The 19519-nt window shown below is 70.4% G+C and carries 19 protein-coding genes; 3 read left to right on the top strand and 16 right to left on the bottom strand.

Features of this window, described 5'->3' with window-relative positions; all coding sequences use genetic code 11:
- Positions 1-302 precede the first annotated feature (302 nt).
- A complete protein-coding gene (locus ACGFY9_RS48350; protein WP_317888187.1) occupies positions 303-512 on the bottom strand; it encodes a hypothetical protein in 210 nt (69 codons plus the stop codon).
- Positions 513-724: 212 nt separating this feature from the next.
- Positions 725-1000, bottom strand: a complete 276-nt coding sequence (locus ACGFY9_RS48345) for a hypothetical protein (RefSeq protein ID WP_033282228.1) — start codon at positions 998-1000, stop codon at positions 725-727.
- 196 nt (positions 1001-1196) lie between these two features.
- On the opposite strand from ACGFY9_RS48345, the gene ACGFY9_RS48340 reads away from it, so the two are divergent.
- The gene (locus tag ACGFY9_RS48340; RefSeq protein ID WP_393765477.1) at positions 1197-2546 is read left to right on the top strand and encodes a serine/threonine-protein kinase; all 1350 of its coding nucleotides are present in this window, start codon (positions 1197-1199) and stop codon (positions 2544-2546) included.
- A gap of 181 nt (positions 2547-2727) precedes the next feature.
- On the opposite strand, the gene ACGFY9_RS48335 is transcribed toward ACGFY9_RS48340, so the two are convergent.
- The 11 genes from ACGFY9_RS48335 to ACGFY9_RS48285 form a co-directional block, all read right to left on the bottom strand.
- A complete protein-coding gene (locus ACGFY9_RS48335) occupies positions 2728-3123 on the bottom strand; it encodes an NUDIX domain-containing protein (protein ID WP_393765475.1) in 396 nt (131 codons plus the stop codon).
- Positions 3124-3131: 8 nt separating this feature from the next.
- Positions 3132-3950: an RNA methyltransferase gene (locus ACGFY9_RS48330; protein ID WP_019059837.1), complete on the bottom strand. Its 819-nt coding sequence runs from the start codon at positions 3948-3950 to the stop codon at positions 3132-3134.
- A gap of 64 nt (positions 3951-4014) precedes the next feature.
- The gene (gene cobA / locus ACGFY9_RS48325; RefSeq protein WP_393765473.1) at positions 4015-5247 is read right to left on the bottom strand and encodes a uroporphyrinogen-III C-methyltransferase; all 1233 of its coding nucleotides are present in this window, start codon (positions 5245-5247) and stop codon (positions 4015-4017) included.
- A gap of 150 nt (positions 5248-5397) precedes the next feature.
- Positions 5398-9216 (bottom strand): nicotinate-nucleotide--dimethylbenzimidazole phosphoribosyltransferase, encoded by a 3819-nt coding sequence (gene cobT, locus ACGFY9_RS48320; protein WP_393765471.1) that lies wholly within the window; start codon positions 9214-9216, stop codon positions 5398-5400.
- A gap of 384 nt (positions 9217-9600) precedes the next feature.
- A complete protein-coding gene (cbiE, locus tag ACGFY9_RS48315) occupies positions 9601-10824 on the bottom strand; it encodes a precorrin-6y C5,15-methyltransferase (decarboxylating) subunit CbiE (RefSeq protein WP_393765469.1) in 1224 nt (407 codons plus the stop codon).
- A 114-nt stretch (positions 10825-10938) separates the two neighbouring features.
- Positions 10939-11577, bottom strand: coding sequence for a GNAT family N-acetyltransferase (locus tag ACGFY9_RS48310; protein WP_393765468.1), 639 nt, complete (start codon positions 11575-11577; stop codon positions 10939-10941).
- Positions 11578-11721: 144 nt separating this feature from the next.
- Complete coding sequence (locus ACGFY9_RS48305) at positions 11722-12558, bottom strand: MetQ/NlpA family ABC transporter substrate-binding protein (protein ID WP_393765466.1); 837 nt, start codon at positions 12556-12558, stop codon at positions 11722-11724.
- A gap of 20 nt (positions 12559-12578) precedes the next feature.
- Entirely contained in the window at positions 12579-13415 is an 837-nt protein-coding gene (locus ACGFY9_RS48300) for a MetQ/NlpA family ABC transporter substrate-binding protein (RefSeq protein WP_393765464.1), read from the bottom strand.
- 89 nt (positions 13416-13504) lie between these two features.
- Entirely contained in the window at positions 13505-14209 is a 705-nt protein-coding gene (locus ACGFY9_RS48295; protein ID WP_393765462.1) for a methionine ABC transporter permease, read from the bottom strand.
- A complete protein-coding gene (locus ACGFY9_RS48290; RefSeq protein ID WP_393765460.1) occupies positions 14206-15240 on the bottom strand; it encodes a methionine ABC transporter ATP-binding protein in 1035 nt (344 codons plus the stop codon). The genes ACGFY9_RS48295 and ACGFY9_RS48290 overlap by 4 nt, the downstream gene beginning before the upstream one ends.
- 319 nt (positions 15241-15559) lie before the next feature.
- The gene (locus tag ACGFY9_RS48285; RefSeq protein WP_393765458.1) at positions 15560-16210 is read right to left on the bottom strand and encodes an HAD family hydrolase; all 651 of its coding nucleotides are present in this window, start codon (positions 16208-16210) and stop codon (positions 15560-15562) included.
- 50 nt (positions 16211-16260) lie between these two features.
- Between ACGFY9_RS48285 and ACGFY9_RS48280 the strand changes: the two genes are divergently transcribed.
- Together ACGFY9_RS48280 and ACGFY9_RS48275 are read left to right on the top strand one after the other, a co-directional pair.
- Complete coding sequence (locus ACGFY9_RS48280; RefSeq protein ID WP_393765456.1) at positions 16261-16620, top strand: hypothetical protein; 360 nt, start codon at positions 16261-16263, stop codon at positions 16618-16620.
- 1 nt (position 16621) lies between these two features.
- Positions 16622-17071 carry a hypothetical protein gene (locus ACGFY9_RS48275; protein WP_393765455.1) on the top strand — a complete coding sequence of 150 codons (450 nt, stop codon included), beginning with the start codon at positions 16622-16624 and terminating at the stop codon, positions 17069-17071.
- Here ACGFY9_RS48275 and ACGFY9_RS48270 read toward each other — a convergent pair.
- The 3 genes from ACGFY9_RS48270 to ACGFY9_RS48260 all read right to left on the bottom strand — a co-directional run bounded on the left by ACGFY9_RS48270 (position 17061) and on the right by ACGFY9_RS48260 (position 19366).
- A complete protein-coding gene (locus ACGFY9_RS48270; protein ID WP_393765453.1) occupies positions 17061-17558 on the bottom strand; it encodes a GNAT family N-acetyltransferase in 498 nt (165 codons plus the stop codon). The two genes, ACGFY9_RS48275 and ACGFY9_RS48270, sit on opposite strands and share 11 nt — an antisense overlap.
- Positions 17559-17604: 46 nt before the next feature.
- Entirely contained in the window at positions 17605-18111 is a 507-nt protein-coding gene (locus ACGFY9_RS48265) for a sigma-70 family RNA polymerase sigma factor (RefSeq protein ID WP_393765451.1), read from the bottom strand.
- Positions 18112-18184: 73 nt separating this feature from the next.
- On the bottom strand, positions 18185-19366 hold the full coding sequence (locus ACGFY9_RS48260; RefSeq protein WP_393765449.1) for a glycerophosphodiester phosphodiesterase: 1182 nt from the start codon (positions 19364-19366) through the stop codon (positions 18185-18187).
- Positions 19367-19519 lie beyond the last annotated feature (153 nt).

The raw sequence follows: 19519 nt of genomic DNA, 5'->3' as shown, positions 1-19519 counted from the left end.
CCTCCAGGGGCTGCCGCCCCTTCGACCCCGCCTGGGGCTGCGCCCCAGACCCCCTTCGGCCTGAACGGCCTCGTCCTCAAACGCCGGACGGGCTGGAGGATGCCGGCCTGGGCTCGAAAGTCGGACGGGCTGATGGTGCCGACGGCATCGAGAAGGACCACCGGTAGGAAAAGGGCAAAGCAAAGCCGGCGCAGCTCCCCAGCTGCGCCGGCTTTTTTTGCCGTCCGCCGCACCCCCGTCCCCACGGGGTTTCATGGGTTGATGTCCCCGCCCGGACCGCTCTTCCGGGCCTGGGTCGCCGCTCAGCGCCCCAGCATCACTCCCACGGACGACGCCTGTGTGGCCACGGTCTCCCAGCCGTCGAAGACGACCAGGAGCAGGACCGCCAGGGGAAGTGCCATCAAGGTCGCCACCAGCGGGTGGCGACGGCCCGTGCGGCGGGTGTGGAACGCCGCGTTGTACGCCTTGCGTCCCTCTTCGCGGATCAATGCCCGCGGTGCCGTATGGGCCATGGTCCCTCTCCTGACCGTGCTCCGTTGACCGAACTCAGTTGTCGTTGGCAGCGGCGGGTGTCTGACCTCGGGGGACGAGTGCTGCACCCGCCGCTTGACCTCAAATCTAGGCGTGCGGCGGGTGCCGGTCGTCATGCCCTCGTACCGATTGGCGGGCCTCCCGGAGGATGAGCAATGACCTGCGAACTACTCCCCTGGGTGGAGACCGGGTCCTACGTCTCGGGGTCTTCCCGGAGGGGTAGTCCGGTGTGCCCCGCTTTCTCTGAGCTGTCCTCGCGCGGGACCGGCTGCTCGACCAGGGCGAGGACCCTGGTCGCCATGAAGCGGGCGGTACGGACGACGGAGCCGCTGCGGGTGACTTCGCTCACTTCTACGACACCTCGTCGTACCGCTGTCTCCACCCGACGGCCCGCCCTGCTCGCCACCACCTCGTAGGTACGTGTTGTGTCGCCGGCGTCCACCACTATCTCGACGCGATCACCCTTCACGCGCTCAATCCCCCTTCTGTGATGGTTGGTTGGGGTCCGAGGTGATGTGAAGTCCTGCTGCTCGCAACGCCTCTGACCACCCTTCAAGTTTCCCACCCGGCACTGACAATCCGTCGGTCCGAGAGGGCGCGGCCTTTGCGCGCGGGCGCCCGTGGAAACGTAAGCTGTCGCTCGTCACACGGACCGGGCAGCGGGGATGAACATGGCGATGATGCGCCTGAGGCGCGAGGACCCGCGCGTCGTCGGCTCGTTCAGGCTTCACAGACGGCTCGGCGCGGGCGGAATGGGCGTCGTCTATCTGGGCTCCGACCGCAAGGGTCAGCGGGTCGCGCTGAAGGTCATCCGGCCGGATCTGGCGGAGGACCAGGAGTTCCGTTCGCGGTTCGCGCGCGAGGTCTCGGCCGCTCGGCGGATTCGCGGGGGATGTACTGCCCGGCTGGTCGCTGCGGATCTCGACGCCGATCGGCCGTGGTTCGCCACGCAGTACGTGCCTGGGCCGTCGTTGCATGACAAGGTCGCCGACGAAGGTGCGCTGGGAGCGGCCGAGGTCGCCGCCATCGGGGCCGCTCTGTCTGAGGGACTCGTCGCCGTGCACGAGGCCGGGGTCGTCCACCGGGATCTCAAGCCGTCGAACATCCTCCTCTCCCCCAAGGGTCCGCGGATCATCGACTTCGGTATCGCCTGGGCGACCGGGGCGTCGACGCTCACGCATGTCGGTACGGCGGTGGGCTCGCCCGGGTTCCTCGCGCCCGAGCAGGTGCGGGGGGCGGCCGTCACTCCGGCCACCGATGTCTTCTCGCTCGGGGCCACGCTCGCGTACGCCTCGACCTCCGACTCGCCCTTCGGGCACGGTAGTTCCGAGGTCATGCTGTACCGCGTGGTGCACGAGGAGGCGCAGCTGCACGGGGTGCCGGACGCGCTCGCGCCGCTCGTCCGCGCGTGCCTCGCGAAGGATCCCGAGGAGCGGCCCAGCACGCTTCAACTGTCCTTGCGGCTCAAGGAGATCGCCGCGCGTGAGGCTCAGGGGATGGCCGATGTGCGGCCGCCGGGGCCGCGTGCCGCGGAGGCGGACCGGCCTACCGGGCGGCTCACCGACAGTTATCCGGAGCGGCAGCGCACCCAGAGTCAGCGGCGGCCGCAGAATCCTCAGGGAACGCCGGCGCCCCGTGGTGCCGCTCCTCCGTCCCGGGGTGGCAGTAGTCCTTCGCGTGGGGGTGGGGTGCCGTCCCGGCCCGGTCAGGCGCGTCCGACTCCGGCTGGGCGGAACAACACCCGTTCCGGCGGTGGGAGTCGTCCTGCGTCTCGCAGTGGTACTGGGCGGCCGGGGCCGCGTACCACGGGGACCGGGCGGCGGCCCGCGAATCCTCGGCTGCTGCGGCAGCGGCTGTTCGTGTTCGTCGTGGTGACGCTGTTGGTCGCGCTCGGTATCGCTGTGGCTCAGGGGTGTTCGGGGCCGGCTCATGGGCTTGGGCGTACGGGGCACGGGAGTGTTGTCGTAGGGGCGGATGGTTCGGGTTCGGACGGGCTGTACGGGGTCACCGGGTAGTGGGGGCCGGTGGTGATTTTCGCCCCCGCCGCCCCTGCCCGTCCCATCCTCCAGGGGCTGCCGCCCCTTCGACCCCGCCTGGGGCTGCGCCCCAGACCCCCTTCGGCCTGAACGGCCTCGTCCTCAAACGCCGGACGGGCTGAATTTCGCGGGCCCGCACTGCATGGTGGACGTCTCGTGCCTACAAGCCCGGCAACACGTGCTCGAAGAACTCCCTGTCCGCGTCGAACGCCGGAGTCATCGTCAGGAACTCCGTCGGGGTCACCCAGCGGACCTCGGAGACCTCGCCCGGGTCGGGGACGATCGTGCCGTTGCCTGTTTCTGTGGCGGTCCACCAGTGGAGGCGGAAGGTGCCGTCGGCCGCGTCGGACTGCCAGACCTTGGAGAGGGGGGAGACCGTGAGGCCCACCTCCTCCTTGACCTCTCTGACCAGGGCCTCTTCCTGGGTTTCGCCTGGTTCGAGTTTGCCGCTCAGGGGTGCCCAGTAGCCGGCCCGGGCCGAGTCGGGGCCGCGCCGGATGACCAGGACGCGGTCTGCGCGTCGGAGTACGGCGACGATCGCCTCGCGCTGGGCCAAGCGGGCTCCTAGAGTTCGGGGCGGCCGGTGGCCACCGCGTAGAAGGCGACCGCGGCCGCGGCGCCCACGTTGAGGGAGTCGACGCCGTGGGCCATCGGGATGCGGACCCATTCGTCGGCCGCCACCAGGGCTTGCGTCGACAGGCCGTCGCCCTCGGCGCCCAGCATCAGGGCCACCCGGTCCATGCGGTGCGGGGCCGCCTCGTCCAGGCTCTTCGCCTTTTCGTCGGGGGTCAGCGCCAGGAGTGTGAAGCCTGCTTCGCGGACCGACTCCAGGCCCTTGGGCCAGCTGTCCAGGCGCGCGTAGGGGACGGAGAAGACCGCGCCCATCGAGACCTTCACGCTGCGGCGGTACAGAGGGTCCGCGCAGTCGGGAGACAGCAGGACCGCGTCCATGCCCAGTGCCGCCGCCGAGCGGAAGATCGCGCCGATGTTGGTGTGGTCGTTCACCGACTCCATCACCACCACCCGGCGCGTGGTCTGGAGGAGTTCGTCCGCCGTGGGGAGGGGTTTGCGCTGCATGGAGGCCAGCGCGCCCCTGTGCACGTGGTAGCCCGTGACGCGTTCGGCCAGTTCCGGGCTCACCGCGTAGACCGGTGCCGGGAGTTCGTCGATGACGTCCCGCATGACGTCGACCCACTTCGCGGACAGCAGCATCGAACGCATCTCGTAGCCCGCGTCCTTGGCCCGTCTGATGACCTTCTCGCCCTCGGCGATGAACAGGCCCTCGGCCGGTTCACGCTTGCGGCGCAGCTCTACGTCGGTCAGGCCCGTGTAATCACGCAGGCGCGGGTCGTCGGGATCCTCAACGGTGATGAGATCGGCCACAGGGTGATACTGCCTTGTCCTGGGTGTGGTGCCAACGGCTGGGAACGGGTTGTGTTACCCGGGGTTACGCGAGTTCCTTCGGGCCTACGGTGACCACCGCGCCGATGACGATCACCGCAGGCGGTTTCACGTCCTCGGCGCGTGCCGTATCGCCGACCGTCGCCAGGGTCGCGTCCACCCGGCGCTGGGCGGCGGTCGTGCCCTCCTGGATCAGGGCGACCGGGGTGTCGGACGGCTTGCCGTGCGCGATCAGGGCTTCGGCGATCTTCCCGATCTTGTCCACGCCCATGAGGACGACGAGGGTGCCGGTCAGCTTGGCCAGCGACGGCCAGTCGACCAGGGAACGCTCGTCGTCAGGGGCCACATGGCCGCTGACCACCGTGAACTCGTGTGCGACACCCCTGTGGGTGACCGGGATGCCCGCCGCGCCCGGTACCGAGATCGAGCTGGAGATGCCGGGCACGACCGTGCACGGGATGCCGGCCTCGGTGAGCGCCTGGACCTCCTCCATGCCACGGCCGTAGACGAAGGGGTCGCCGCCCTTCAGTCGTACGACCGACTTGCCCTGCCTGGCGTGTTCGATCAGGGCGTTGTTGATGGCCTCCTGGGCCATGTAGCGGCCGTAGGGGATCTTCGCCGCGTCGATCACCTCGACGTGCGGGGGGAGTTCGGCGAGGAGGTCGCGGGGGCCGAGGCGGTCGGCGATGACGACGTCGGCCTCGGCGAGGAGGCGGCGGCCGCGGACCGTGATCAGGTCCGGGTCGCCGGGGCCGCCGCCGACGAGGGCGACGCCCGGGGTGCGGGTGCGGTGGTGGGGGGCGACGAGGGTGCCGTCGCGCAGGCCCGCGACGACCGCGTCGCGGATCGCGGCGGTGTGGCGGGGGTCGCGGCCGCGGGCGTCCGTGGTGAGGACGGCGACCGTCACGCCCTCGCTGTGTCCCGTCGCCGGGGTCCATGCGGTGGCCTGGTCGGCGTCGTCGGAGCGGACGCACCAGACGCGGTTCGCCTCGGCTTCGGCGGAGGCCCGGTTGTTCGCTTCCGGGTCCGTGGTGGCGATCAGGGCGTACCAGGCGTTCGCCAGGTCGCCGTCCGCGTACGGGCGGCGCTCCCAGGTGATCTCGCCCGCGTCCGCCATCGCCTCCACGGAGGGCGTCGCCTCGGGGGACACGAGGGTGATGTCCGCGCCTGCCGCGATCAGCGCGGGGAGGCGGCGCTGGGCGACCTGGCCGCCGCCGAGGACGACGACCCTGCGGCCGGTGAGACGGAGGCCTACGGGGTAGGCGGGGTTTTCGGCCATGAGGGTGCGGCTCCTCGGACGGGCGTGCGGGGGGGCGCTACGGCTCTGGAGCGGCCCTGACGTGCGGATTTTAGAGTGCGTTCAGCGTACGGCGGGGGTGGGGCGGGCGCGACGGAGCGCGTGCCCACCCCACCCCCGGTCCGGGTCGGTCTATTTCTCGGTGACGCCGGCCGAGTCGAACGTCGCCACCTCGTGCATCGCCCGCGCCGTGCTCTGCACCAGCGGCAGGGCCAGCAGCGCGCCCGTGCCCTCGCCGAGGCGGAGGTCCAGGTCGACCAGGGGGCGCAGGCCGAGCTTGTTCAACGCCGCCACGTGACCCGGTTCCGCGCTGCGGTGGCCCGCGATGCAGGCCGCGAGGACCTCGGGGGCGATCGCGCGGGCGACCAGGGCGGCGGCGCCGGCGCTCACGCCGTCCAGGATCACCGGCGTACGCAGGGACGCGCCGCCGAGCAACAGGCCGACCATCGCCGCGTGTTCGAAGCCGCCGACCGCGGCGAGGACGCCGATGGGGTCGGCCGGGTCCGGCTGGTGGAGGTCGATCGCGCGGCGCACGACCTCCGTCTTGCGGGCGAGGGTCTCGTCGTTGATGCCGGTGCCCCGGCCGGTGACCTCGGCGGGGTCGGTGTCCGTGAAGACCGAGATCAGGGCGGCGGACGCGGTGGTGTTCGCGATGCCCATCTCACCGGTGAGCAGCGCCCTGTTGCCGGCCGCCACCAGGTCGCGGGCCGTCTCGATGCCCACCTCGATGGCCTGCTTGGCCTCCTCGCGGGTCATCGCCGGGCCGGTCGTCATGTCGGACGTACCGGCGCGGATCTTGCGGGGCAACAGGCCGGGCGTGGCCGGGAGTTCGGACGCCACGCCCACATCCACCACGCACACCTCGGCGCCCACCTGGCTCGCGAAGGCGTTGCAAACGGCGCCGCCGCCAAGGAAGTTGGCGACCATCTGGGCCGTGACCTCCTGCGGCCAGGGCGTGACGCCCTGCGCGTGCACGCCGTGGTCGCCCGCGAAGATCGCGACGGCCGCGGGCTCCGGGATCGGCGGCGGGCACTGCCGGGACAAGCCGGACAGCTGCGCGGAGATGATCTCCAGCATGCCGAGCGAGCCCGGCGGCTTCGTCATCCGCTTCTGCCGCTCCCACGCCTCGCCGAGCGCCTTCGCGTCCAGCGGACGGATACCGGCGACGGTCTCCGCGAGCAGGTCGTGCGGGTCCTCGCCGGGCAGGGCACGGCGGCCGTACGTCTCCTCGTGCACGACCCACGACAGCGGGCGGCGCTTGGACCAGCCGGCCTGCATCAGCTCGGGCTCGTCCGGGAACTCGTCGACGTAGCCGACGCAGAGGTACGCGATGACCTCCAGATGCTCCGGCAGACCGAGCGCGCGGACCATCTCGCGCTCGTCGAAGAAGCTGACCCAGCCGACGCCCAGGCCCTCGGCGCGGGCGGCGAGCCAGAGGTTCTCGACGGCGAGCGCGGCGGAGTACGGCGCCATCTGCGGCTGCGTGTGCCGGCCCAGCGTGTGGCGGCCGCCGCGGGTCGGGTCGGCGGTGACGACGATGTTCACCGGGGTGTCGAGGATGGCCTCGATCTTCAGTTCCTTGAACTGCTTCGCCCTGCCCTTCGGCAGCGACTTCGCGTACGCCTCGCGCTGGCTCTGCGCCAGTTCGTGCATGTTCCGGCGCGTGTCGGCGGAACGGATGACCACGAAGTCCCACGGCTGCGAATGCCCGACGGACGGCGCCGTGTGCGCCGCCTCCAGCACCCGCAGCAGCACGTCGTGCGGGATCGGGTCACTGCGGAAGCCGTTGCGGATGTCCCGACGCTCCCGCATCACCTTCAGCACGGCCTCGCGCTCGGCGTCGTCGTAGGCAGGAGCGGCAGGACCGGTGGACTCTCGTACGTCTTCCACTACGGCCGTGCTCTCTTCTTCCTGCTCAGCGGCCCGGGTGTCCAGGTCGTCCGCGTGCTGTACGAGTTCCGGGTCTGCCTCACGGGGGGCGGGGACGGCGCCGAAGGGTTCCTCTACGACACCCGGTTGCTCCTCCGCGGGGAGGACGAGCGGGTGCGGCGGGGTCGGTGCGAGGTGGGGGGTGGTGGGCACGGAGCCTTCCACCGGCACGAACCGGCCGAGGGAGTCGTCCGGGTGAGGCTGCGGCTGGGGCTGCGACTCCGGCTGCGGCTCGGGTTCCGGCTCCAGCGGGGCCGTCTCCGCTACGTGGGATTCGGCTACGACGGGCTCGGGGGCCGGCGTGACTTCGGCTCCGGTGTCGGCGAGGGGTGCGACTTCGGGGGCGAGCGGTGTCTCAACTTCCGGGAAAGCGGCCGGAGTTCGCTCGGCTTCCTGGATGACCGCGGTCTCGTCGACAGGGGCGATCCCGGGGGCCGGAGGGGCTTCGAGAACCTGGTCGGGGGCGGGGGCGTACACGATGTCCTCTGCCTGGACCGGCTCCGGAGCAGCTACGGCTTCGGGCTCCTGTACGACGTCATGAGCCAACACCGGCTGGGGGAGGGCATCTTGCGCGAGTACCTCTTCGGGACCCTGAGCGAATACGGGCTGGGCAGCCTGCTCGGCGCCGTGGACCGCCTCGGCGTCGGCACCGTGCTCGTCAGCGGCGGCGAACCCGGAGTCGTAGTCCTCTCCGGCTCCCGGCACGCCAACGGCCTCCGGCAACGCCTCGCCCTCAGAGGCGAAAGCCTCCTCGGGAACCGGCACGGCCTCAGGCTCCGGCGGGACAACATCCGCACCCGGCACGGGAACCGAAGCAGCGACCTGGTCCACCTCCTGCCCGGCAGCCACGACAAACGTGTCCCCGGGAACCGGCACGGCCTCGAAGGCACCCGCGCCCTCCGGCACGTACCCGGCGTCACCACCGTGCCCGTCGCCGGCAGGCACGAACCCCGCATCGGAGGCCGGCATCTCCGCCTGCGCCTGCACCGGGGCCTGCGCATGGTCCTGCACCGGGGCCTGCACCTGGGCCTGCTCGGCAGCCAACTCCTCGGCGGCCTCGGGCAGTTGGCCCACCTCGGCGACACCGGCACCGGCGTGCCCGGAGCTCTCCGTGCTCACGTGGGCGAAAGCGGCCGCGGGCTCACCGCTGAACGACTGCTCGTGCCCCTGCCACGCCCCACCCGCGTGGGGAGCCTGCGCCAGGTCGGCGTCCTTGCCGGTGCTCGCGCCAGCGGCCATGGCCGGGCCCAGTTCCGGCTCCGGTACGACAACCCCGGCGTCCAGGGCCATGGCGATCCCCCCGCCGACGGGCTCACCGGCGAGTTCTCCGTCCGGTTTGCCAACCGGAACAACCGTTTCCCCTGTCGGCACCCCCGCGCCCACCGGAGGCTGGGCGCCCCAGGGTGCCGCGCCCTGCGGGGGCAGGTCGCGGAGTTGGGGTGCGTCGAAGTACTCGGGGCCGGTCGCCGGCGAGCCCGCCTGCCGTACCGGCGCCCCTGCGGGACCGCGGTCGGCGAGGGAGCGGACCGGGCTCGCGGAGGTGTCGGGGAGGGGCGGGCCGAGGTGCAGCGGCCGACGCGGCGGGACCGGCGCGGGCGGCGGCGGTGCGGGCAGCCGGACGCCCCCCAGATCGACGGAACCGCTGTCACGGCCGGCCGTCTCGTGCGGACCCGGCTCATGCGGAGCAGGCTCGGGCACGACAGCCTCGTGCGCAGCGGCCTCGTACTGTCCCGGTTCGTGCACAGGAGCCTCGTACGCGGCGGCCTCCTGCGAACCCGGCTCCTGCGCGGCGACCTCGTGCGGGGCCGGCGCGTGGACCGTCTCCACGACGGGCTCGGGGGCCGGAGGCGGGACCTCGTTGCCCCAGGCGCCCTGGGCGCCCGGGAGGAGCAGTAGGTCTTCGTCCTCGGCGGTGGTCTCGGAGAGGTAGGTGTACGCGCCGTGCGCGGGAACGCCTGGCTGTTCCACCATGCCTGCGTTCTCCGGCAGCCCCTCGGCCGGGATCTGGCCGGTGTCGGTCATGCGTACCCCTCGCCCATCGGTTAGTGCTTCTACGACCCGCTCACCGGGAACGGCGCACCGACCGCCCCGCAGTGGAGAACGAGCGTGCCTGTCCAGCGGCACGAACAACCCGACGTCAAAAGGCGACAAAGCCATTTAGACGACAAAGCCATTGACTGGCATTGTCGCGGGCGTTCGGCCGTCGCGACAGCTTGATCCGCGACGGCCCGCTGTGGACTGCGCCACGTTGCGCGTCCTCCGGTTCCGCCGTACCACACTCACCCCAAAACGGGCGGGTTTTCCGGACATTGACGAACGAAGTGCCGGGTCACCCGATGCGGTACAACAGTCCGCCAGCCTACCGCGCGCAGTACGACAACAGGATCACGGGGACGGTTCGGCGGGTCAGGAAACGCGCTCCGGGAGGAGGCCGCTGAGCAGGAACGCGACGCTCCGTTCCGTCTCCGTCCAGGCCCTGGTGTCGAGTTCGACGGACTGGAGGAGGGCGCACTCCACGTGGTAGCCGTGCTCCGTGAGGTCGCGGCCGACGAGTTCGGCCTCGTCGCGGGTGGAGGCGTGCGCCACGATGCGCTGCGGGCGCCGGTCGGCGACCGCGGAGACGACGGCCACTCCCCCGCCGCCGACCCGTACTACGTCAGGTTCGGGGAGGTTCTCCAGGATGTGCGGGGCGTCGCCCTGGACGATCTGGAGGTGCACGCCGAAGCTGCGTGCGGCGGAGTCGGTGCGGGTGCAGGCCTGGGTGTCGCGGTCGACGGCGATGACGGCGGCTCCGGCGCGGGCCGCCTCGATGGCGAAGGCGCCGCTGCCGCAGCCGATGTCCCACACGAGGTCTCCGACGCGCGGGCCGAGGCGGGCGAGTTGGGCGGCCCGGAGCAGATCCGTCTCGCCTTCGCCCAGTTGGCCGCCGTAGGCCTCGGCAGGCAGGGTCCAGCCGCGGGCGACGGCGGACGGGTCGCGGCCGGCGATCCAGCCCTCACCGGTGGTTCCGGTGACGGTCGGGCCGACCGGGCCGCCCATGACGATGACGACGTTGGGGTCGCGCCAGGTGCGGTCGGCGGCCTTGTCGGAGGTGAGGACGGTGACCTGCTCGTGCTCGGTGCCCAGTTCCTCGCAGATGACGAAGGTGCGGTGGACGCCCTCCATGAGGAGACCGAGTTCGGCGGGTCCGGCGCCCGGTGAGGTGAGGACGGCGACTTTTGTGTGGGCCCGGCACACGTTCACCGCGCGTCGCAGGGTGCGCCGGTGTGCGACCACCACCTGTGCGTCGTCCCAGGGCATGCCCGCGCGGGCGAAGGCGGCGGCCACGGAGGAGACCGCGGGGATGACCTCCACCTCCAGGCCGAACTCCGGTACGCGCAGGGTCCGTACGACTCCGAAGAAGCCGGGGTCCCCGTCGGCGAACACGACCGCGGTGCCGCGGTGGCCCGCGATGCGGCGGGCGGCGAGGGCGACGCTACCGAGGCGGATGCGCTCGGCGCGTGGCGGTACCTCGGGGAGCGCGAGATGGTGGGGCGCGCCGGCCACCAGGGTCGCGGCGGCGAGGGCGGAGCGTGCCGCGGCGGTCAGCGGAGAGCCGTCCCAGCCGATCACCGTGACGCGGTCGGCCATCGTCGTCAGTCTCCAGGGGTGATTCGCAGGTCGTCGGGAAAGCGGCCCGTACGCGGGCACCGTGAGGGTACCTGGTGCGGCTGGGCGGTGCTCCCTGTGCCGTACCCGCCGGATTCAGTTCCAGTCGGCGAGCGACGTGAAACCGTCGACGTCTTCGAGCTGTTCGGCCGTGCCCTCCAGGTCCTCCGGGAGGAGGCTCCACACGATGAAGTCGGTGCGGACGTCGCTCCAGGTGCCGTCGTCACCGTGGACATGCACTATGCACGCGTTGCGCAGGACGCCCTCGCTGATGCAGCCGATCTTCTGGGCCACCTGCTGGGAGGCCGTGTTGTCGGCGGCGGTGCGCAGCTCGATGCGCTCCAACTTCTGGTCCCCGAACAGCCATTGGGCGGTGGCTAGCGCCGCCTCGGAGGCGTAGCCCTCGCCGCGGGCCCAGGGCGCGATGATGTACGACAGCTCGGTGGACCGGACATGCCAGTTGGTCTTGGTCAACTGGACGATGCCGACGAGCCGTTGGGTGAGGAACTCGGTGACGGCGAGGTCGAGCCCGCGGCCCGAAGTGCGTTCGGTGGGCGCGTACTCGGTGATCCAACGGCGGGCCCGGTCCTCGGTGCAGGGCTGGGGGACGTCGGTCCAGGACCCGACCTGTTCGTCGTTCATCATCTCCGTCAGCGCGGGGATGTCGTCCTCGTCGAGGGGCCGCAGCACCAACCGCTCCGTGCTGATGGAGATGTTGGGGAAGGTGCTCGTCATGCGCCGCTCCGTAACCTTCGGAAAATGTTCCGGGCCTATCTGAACTGCCCAGCATGCAGCATGAAAGCGGGGAACCGCACCACGGGGTCCACTCATGGTGAGGGCGTGGACCCCGTGCGTGGTGATACGCCGTATACGCCCCCGTCAGCCGGAAGTGACCGGCAGGACAGAGCCCTTGTACTTCTCCGCTATGAACTTCTTCACGTCGGAGGAGACGAGAACCTTCGCGAGCTTCCCGACGCGGGGGTCGTCCTCGTTGCCGCGTTTGACGGCCAGGAGGTTGGCGTAGGGGTTGTCCTTCGCCGACTCCAGGAGGATCGCGTCCTTGGCGGGGCTGAGGCCCGCGTCCTGGGCGTAGTTGTTGTTGATGACGGCCACGTCCAGGTCGTCGAGCGAGCGCGGCAGTTGGGCCGGGTCCAGCTCCTTGAACTTCAGGTGCTGCGGATTGGCCGTGACGTCCGCTGGGGACGCGTCCGTGCCCGCCCCCGCCTTGAGCGTGATCAGCCCCTTGGCGGCGAGGAGTTTGAGGGCGCGCCCCTCGTTGGTGGTCTCGTTCGGCACGGCGACGGTGGCGCCGTCGGCGAGCTTCGCGATGTCCTCGATCTTCTTGGAGTACACACCCATCGGCGGCAGATACGCCTTGGCCACCGAGACCAGGTCGGTGCCCTTGGACTTGTTGAACTCGTCCAGGAAGGGCTGGTTCTGGTAGAGGTTCGCGTCCAGCGAGCCCTCCTGGAGCGCGGTGTTCGGCAGGACGTAGTCCGTGAACTCCCTGATCTCCAGCTTCAGTCCGGCCTTGTCCGCCAGGTTGTCCTTGATGTAGGTCAGGACCTCGCCGGCCGGTACGGCGGTGGCGCCGACGACGAGAGTGCCGTCGGCCTTGCCACCGCTCTTGCCGGAGCCGGAGCCCGAACCGCAGGCCGTGAGGCCGAACAAGGTCACGGCCAGTCCGGCCGCCGTGACGGCGATGCTCTTGCGCATGGTGATTCCCCCGGCTCGGCTCAGAAGGACGGGATGACGGAACCGGCGTACTTGTCCTCGATGAACTTCTTCACCTCGGGTGAAGTGAGCAGCTTCGCGAGCTTCTTGACGCGCGGGTCCTTCTCGTTGCCCTTCTTCACGGCGAGGAAGTTGCCGTAGGGGTTGTTCGTCGCGGACTCCAGGACGATGGCGTCCTTGGCGGGCTTCAGGCCCGAGGAGATGGCGTAGTTGCCGTTGATGACGGCCGCGTCGACGTCGTCCAGGGAGCGCGGGGTCTGGGCCGCCTCCAGCTCCTTGAACTTGAGGTTCTTCGGGTTCTCGGTGATGTCCGCGGGGGTCGCCTCGTTGCCCACACCGGACTTGAGGGTGATCAGGCCGTTCGCCGCGAGCAGCTTGAGGGCGCGGGCCTCGTTGACGCTGTCGTTCGGGACGGCGATCGTCGCGCCGCTCTTCAGGGCGTCGGCGCTCTTGACCTTGTGCGAGTAGAGGCCGAGCGGCTCCAGGTGGACCGTGACGACGGGCACGATGTGGGTGCCGTTCTTCTTGTTGAAGTCGTCGAGGTACGGCTGGTTCTGGAAGTAGTTGGCACCCACCGAGCCGTCCTCGGTCGCCGTGTTCGGCGTGACGTAGTCGGTGAACTCCTTGACCTCCAGGTCGACTCCGGCCTTCTTCGCCAGGTGGTCCTTGACGTAGTCGAGGATCTCGGCGTGCGGGGTGGGGCTCGCGGCGACGACCAGCGGTCCGCTGTAGTCGGAGGAGGCCGAGGAGGAACCCTTGTCCGAGCCGCAGGCGGAGAGCGCGAAGGTGAGGGCTCCGGCGGCGAGGACGGCGGTGGTGAGCTTTGCGGTGTTACGCACGAAAAGTGCCTTTCCTGGAGGGTGTTGCGTGGTACGCCCCCGCGTTGGGTGGTGCGGGGAGCCTGTGGGGTGGGGGTGCCGGGATGGGCCTACGCGGCCTTCAGTAGCCGGAGCCTCGGCGCGGGACCCGACCGTCCGCCGCGCCGGTGCACGGAGCGGGCCGCGTAGTCGCCGGCGAACTGGATGAGGGAGATGACGACCGCGAGGATCGCCACGGTGATCCACATCAGCTGGGTCTCGAAGCGCTGGTAGCCGTAGCGGATGGCGATGTCGCCGAGGCCGCCCGCGCCGACCGTGCCGGCCATCGCGGAGTAGCCGATGAGCGCGACGATCGTGGTCGTGGTGCTGGAGATCAGCGAGGGCAGGGACTCCGGTACGAGGACCTTGCGCACGACGGTCCAGGTGTTGCCGCCCATCGACTGCACGGCCTCGACGAGCCCGCCGTCCACTTCCCGGACAGCCGTCTCAACAAGGCGCGCGAAGAAGGGGATCGCCCCGATCGCGAGCGGCACGATGGCGGCCTCGCGGCCGATGGTCGTGCCGGTGATGGTCCGCGTGAAGTTCATCAGCGCGACCATGAGGATGATGAACGGCAGCGAGCGGGCGACGTTCACGATCTGCCCGATGACCTTGTTGGCGGCGACGTTCTGGAGCAGTCCGCCGCGGTCGGTCAGGACCAGCAGGATGCCGAGCGGGAGTCCGCCGACGACGGCGATGACCGTGGACCAGCCGACCATGTACAGCGTGTCCCAACACGCCTGGGACAGCAGGGGCTGCATCTCCGACCAGGTCACTTGGCACCTTCCTTCAGCAGTACGGGCTCCTGGCCCAACACGTCGATCTGCAGGCCTTGTTCGCGCAGGAAGCCGATCGGCACCACGTTGTCCTCGTAGCGGCCGGGCAGTTCGATGCGCATGCGGCCGACCTGGAGTCCGCCGACGGTGTCGATGGCGGCGCCGAGGATCGAGATGTCGATGTTGTAGGTCCGCGAGAGCTGGGAGATGACGGGCTGGGTGGCGGCCTCGCCGTGGAAGGTGACGTCGACGACCGTGCGGTCCGCGCCGTGCGCCTCGCCGCTGACCGGGAACAGCGCGGAGGCCAGCTCGGAGCCCGGGGTCGCGAGCAGTTCGCTCACCGTGCCGGACTCGACGATGCGGCCGTTCTCCATGAGCGCGGCCGAGTCGCACACGTTCTTGACGACGTCCATCTCGTGGGTGATGAGCAGGACGGTCAGGCCCAGCTGCCGGTTCAGGTCGCGCAGCAGCTGGAGGATCGAGCGGGTGGTCTCCGGGTCGAGCGCGCTGGTGGCCTCGTCGGAGAGCAGCACCTTGGGGTCGCCGGCCAGCGCGCGGGCGATGCCGACGCGCTGCTTCTGACCGCCGGAGAGCTGCGCCGGGTAGGCCTTCGCCTTGTCGGCGAGCCCGACGAGGTCGAGGAGTTCGAGCGCCTTGGCGGACCGTTCCTTCCCGGACTTGCCGAGGATCTCCAGCGGCAGCTCGATGTTGTCCTGCACGGTCCGCGAGGAGAGCAGGTTGAAGTGCTGGAAGACCATGCCGATACGGCTGCGCGCCTGCCGGAGTTCCCGTCCGGCGCGCGGGCCGCGCCCGGCGAGGGCGGTGAGGTCCTGTCCGTCGACGGTGACCGTGCCGGCGGTGGGCTTCTCCAGCAGGTTGACGCAGCGGATGAGGGAGGACTTGCCGGCGCCGGACTGGCCGATGACGCCGTAGACCTCGCCTTCGCGGACGTGGAGATCGACGCCGTCGAGGGCGGTGACCTCCCGGCCGCGTGAGCGGTAGACCTTGGTCAGGCCCGATGTGGTGATCACTGGGGTTCCATGACTGTCGGGTACGCGGGCGTGGGTGTGCCCTGAGTACGAGGGGGGAAATGTGCGCGGGGCGGCGTCAGTCACGTACGAAATACGAGGTACGGACATGCCACAGCGGCTCGCTTCGGGGCGCAAAGCCCGGGGGTGGTGCGGGGGCCCTCTAGAAGGCGCACATTCGACACATACAACGAGCACCGGGCGTCAGGGTCGCCTCGGTCGCAAGGGTGCGGTAGCTCGTCGTGGTCATGGAATCAGTAAAGCAGACGTACGGTCCTGACAAAGGGCCGCTGTCCGCATGCCGGACAGCGGCGGACGCCCCTCAACGGCGCGCGGAGATCTCCACTTCCCCGTCGCTGACCAGCGCGGACAAGGCTGACAGGTCACTCACAACAAGGTCGGCGTCGAGCTCGTGGGCCTCGTGGGTTGTGGCCAATGCCACGGTGATCATTCCGGCCGCGCGGCCCGCCTGGAGTCCCGCCGGGGCGTCCTCGAAGACGACACAACGGGCCGGGGCGACGCCCAGCTGGCGCGCTGCGAGGAGGTACGGCTCGGGGTCGGGCTTGCCGCGCGTGACGTCCTCGGCGACCACGAGTGTCTTGGGGAGGATGCCGACGTGCGCGAGCCGGGCCTCGGCGAGCCGGCGAGTGGCGGAGGTGACGACGGCCCAGCGGTCGGCGGGCAGCGAGTCGAGGAAGTCCCGGGTGCCGGGCAGCAGGGTCGCGCCGCCATTGGGCACGTCCTCGACCTCCAGCGCCTCGATCCGCGCGACCGCGGCCGGGACGACATCGGCGGGCAGCAGGTCGGCGGCTATCGCCACGGCGGTCCGCCCGTGCAGTTCGACCCGGGCGAAGTCCTCGGCGGTGATCCCGAACTCCTCAGCCCACCGGGTCCAGCACCGGCGCACGGATTCGAGGGAGGAGACGAGCGTGCCGTCGTTGTCGAACAGGAGGGCCTCAGCGTGGATCTTCATGTTCCCGACCCTACGGTCACCTGCCTTTTGGCCCGTAATAGGGTCACTGCATGCTTGATGCCCTGACGCTGGCGACCGGTGTCGCCGCGCTCCTGCTCGCCGCCTGGTGCGGGTGGGCGGCCTACCGTGATCAGCCGACCAAGGACTGGCACTTCATCGGCATGGCCGTCGTCACCCTGCTGGCCACGGTCCAACTGGTGGTCGGCATCGTGCAGTTGGCGCGCGGCGAGAAGCCGGAGCAGGGCACCGTGATCTTCGTGGCGTATCTGCTGGGCGCGTTCGCGTCCGTCCCGGCGGCGGGCTTCATGTCCCTGACGGAGCGCACGCGCTGGGGTTCGATCACGGCCGCGGCCGGCGGTGTGGTCCTCGCCGTGCTCGAAGTGCGGCTCTACGACATCTGGGGAAGCTGAGATGACCACCGTGGAAGAGAACACCGTGGAAGAGAGGCCCAAGCGGCTCATCAGCGGGCCCGGCATGCTGCTCGTCTGGTTCTACGGCGTGATGGTCGTCGGCGCGGTCTCCCGCTCCGTCTACCAGATCGCCACCGAGTTCGACCGGGCCCCGCTCGCCTACTCGCTGTCTGCGGTGGCGGGCGTGGTGTACGGATTCATCACGTACTCCCTGATCCGCGGCGGCGAGACGGCCCGCAGGGCGGCACAAGTGTGCTGTGCCGCCGAACTCGCGGGTGTCCTCGTCGTCGGTACGCTGACCGTGATCGACAGCTCGGCCTTCCCGGACGCGACGGTCTGGTCGTACTACGGCGGGGGGTACATCTTCATCCCCGTGCTGCTGCCGCTGTCCGCGCTGTACTGGCTGCGGAAGAACCGCACGGCCGACAGCACCGGCACCGTCACGCCGTAGCGACGTACGCCTCGACCGGCTTCTCCAGGACGATCATCGGTACGCCGTCGTCGCCCTGGGAGGTGCCTACGGTCTCGTAGCCGACGCGGCGGTACAGGCGGAGGTTGCCCTCGCTGCGGTGGCCGGTGTGCAGGCGGAACTTCTTGGCACCACGCTCCCCCGCGAGGGCCGACTCCGCCGCGCGGAGAAGGCGGGCGCCGATGCCGTGGCCCTGGAGGCGCGGGTGGACGCAGAGTTTGCCGATGGCCGCCGCACCGTCCTCGGTCACCGTGCCGCGGACCGATCCGACCACCTCCTCGCCCAGCCGGGCGACGAAGACGCAGTCGGAGCCGACCTCGCCCCGGACCGAGTCGAGGCTCTGGACGAGCGGGTCGATGCGGTAGTTGCCGTACAGCGCCGCCTCGCTCTGGAAGCACAGGTACTGCAGCCTGAAGATCTGCTCTGCGTCCTGCTCGGTCGCCACCGAGATGGTCACGCTCATGCCCATGTGCGCACGCCTCCCGCTCACCTGATCGCCACTTGATTCCTCACTCCTATCCCCGTGCTTCGTGGGCCGCAACCTCCGGCGTCAGCAATCGCCGAAGACATCCCAGACATCTGGAACGTTCCGGGCCGAGACTGCCCTGTGAGATACCCAACTCCCCCGCGATCTCGCGGTAGGTGAGGTCCTTGGGCGACAGCAGCGCCTCGATCAGCCGCGGGCAACGGCCCGGCAACCGGCTCACCGCGTCGTGCAGCGCGCGATGCCGCGCCGCCGTGAGCGCGGCCTGCTCGGGGCCGCGGTCGCTGTCGTCGACTGGCTCGTCGCCGTACGACTGTTCGCGGCGGGCGGTACGGCGGGTGCGGCGGGCCTCCGAGCGGACCGCGCGGCGGAGCCAGCGCTGGGGGTCGACCGGTGGGCCGGAGGCGTCGAGGAGCTCCAGGAGGCGGAGCCAGACGGCCTGTTCGAGATCGCCGGGCTCGGTTCCGGAGGCATATGCCTCGGCGGAGGCCTCGGCGGCGAGCAGCGGGCGCAGGGTGGCGACAAGTTGGTGTGTCATATGCGGCACGACGCGGCCGCCCCGGCGCGGGGTTGCCGGGGCGGCCGTCTGTCACTCCAACGGGGCGCGGGGCTCAGCCGTTGACGAAGTCCGCGCGGGCGAGCAGACCGGTGTCGGCGTTGTCGGTGAAGACACCGTCGATGCCGGTGGCGAAGTACCGCTTGAAGGCGCCGAACGCGTCGCCGTAGGCGTCCGCGGCCGTGCCCTTGCGGTACTCCAGCGGCAGGAAGGGGTTCTCGTTGCGCATGGTGTAGGGGTGCAGGATCAGGCCCGCCTTGTGCGCGTCGGCGACCAGGGTGGTCTCCTTGTTCAGGCTGCCGTCGGCGTTCTTCGTGATGATCAGGTCGAGCGTCGGGCCCAGGCCGTCCGCGTACGTCGCGATCTCGGCGAGACCCTTCGGCGTGACCAGGTCGTCGACCGTGCGCGGGTCGCCCTGGTCGATGAAGTCGAAGGGCCGGGTGCCCGTGCCGGACAGCAGCACGACCAGCGGGTTGCCGACAAGCTTGTTGATCTTCTGGATGCTGGTCGGCTCGAAGGACTGGATGAGGACCGGCGAGTTCTTCTTGTCCTTGCCGTGCCGGCGCAGGATCGTCGAGAGCAGCTTCTCCATCTCGAACCCGCGCTTGCGGAAGTAGGTGGGGTGCTTCATCTCGGGGTAGATCCAGACCTGCTTGCCGCGCTTACGGGTCTGCTCGTCCTGCCACTTGAGCACCTCTTCGAAGGTGGGGATCTCCCAGCGGCCGTTGTAGAGCGTGTTGTGCGGGCGGTTGACCGGGATGCGCTCGATCGCGCGCAGGGTCTTCAGCTCGGCGAGCGTGAAGTCCTCGGTGAACCAGCCGGTCGTGGAGACGCCGTCCAGCAGCTTCGTGGTCTTGCGGGAGGCGAACTCGGGGTGGTCGGCGACGTTCGTCGTGCCGCCGATCTCCGGCTCGTGCCGGCAGACCAGGTGGCCGTCCTTGGTGGGGACGAGGTCACCGGCCTCGACGATGTCGGCGCCCATGTCGAGGGCGAGGTTGTACGAGCCGAAGGTGTGCTCCGGGCGGTAGCCGCTGGTGCCGCGGTGACCGACGATCGTCGGCTTGGGCAGGTCCTTCAGGCCGCCTCCGTGGCGGGCCGTCGTGGTCTCGGCGGCTCTCGCCGCGCCCGCCGGTCCGAGTGCGGCCACTCCCGCGCCGAGCACGGCGGCGCCGAGCAGCGCCCGTCGTCCGGTGCCGCCCGCTCGCTCGTTCGGCCCCTGCGTTCCCTGCGTGTCCATGAAACCTCCTGGCGTCGCCCCGTCGCTGCGCGCCGATCGTAGGTGCGCGCAGATGACGGGCGGGAGACCTCGGCCGGAACACGGCGGTGACGCTGGATGTCGTACCGGCTGGCAGGTTTGACCCGCCGTCACCAAGGAACGCGAGATGCGTCA

The organism is Streptomyces sp. NPDC048504 (genome assembly GCF_043200035.1).
Lineage (GTDB): Bacteria > Actinomycetota > Actinomycetes > Streptomycetales > Streptomycetaceae > Streptomyces.
The sequence above is the reverse complement of the archived record's forward strand: the minus strand, read 5'-3'. Positions and strand labels throughout refer to the sequence as shown.